Raw genomic sequence first — 242 nt, forward strand, 5'->3', positions numbered from 1 at the left:
ACATTTACCACACTAAATTAACAGAACCGTTTCCCGTTCTTGATTTTCAATTCAAACTCCATGCATTTTCTTTTGCAATTGGTGTAGTACTTTATGAATATAAAGAAAGAATATCTTGGCGATGGGTAGCTGTAATAGGAGTTTTTGTATTTGGATTTTCCGTTCGAAGTCTATTCACCAATTTCACCATGATTAGTTATGAAGCTGTATCTTATACACATATCCGAGCCCACGATACAGAG

At 35.1% G+C, this 242-nt stretch carries 1 protein-coding gene; it reads left to right on the top strand.

The features are described 5' to 3' along the window. Window positions 1–242: hypothetical protein (locus INF68_RS23380; protein ID WP_227412956.1), on the top strand; the 242-nt coding region annotated here is incomplete at both ends.

The sequence above is a fragment of the Enterobacter cloacae complex sp. P16RS2 genome, from assembly GCF_014982155.1.
Taxonomy (GTDB): domain Bacteria; phylum Pseudomonadota; class Gammaproteobacteria; order Enterobacterales; family Enterobacteriaceae; genus Enterobacter; species Enterobacter cloacae_M.